Raw genomic sequence first — 273 nt, forward strand, 5'->3', positions numbered from 1 at the left:
AGCATTCTGCCTCGCCGTTGTGCAGCGCCACCAGCGAGTCCGGGCCCCGCCACCATGTGTCCACGATGCCCTGCACCTCTTCCACCGGCTCGAAGTCGTCCAGCGAAAGGGCCTCGACCTCGTCGCCGTGCAGTCTGGTGACCTGCTTGGCCCAGCGGGAGGCGTGGTGGGTGAGTGCCAGCGATTCCACCCAGCCCTCGACAGAGGCGTACAGCGGAGCCCACGTGTCACCCCACAGGCAGAACTCACCGTTCGGGCCGATCATGAAGGAAA

1 pseudogene is annotated in these 273 nt (G+C 65.9%); it reads right to left on the minus strand.

Annotated elements, in window-relative coordinates:
- Positions 1-273 (minus strand): annotated as a pseudogene (locus AC0VY3_RS36330) (hypothetical protein); the annotation flags it as partial.

The organism is Streptomyces sp. iso_384 (assembly GCF_056172905.1).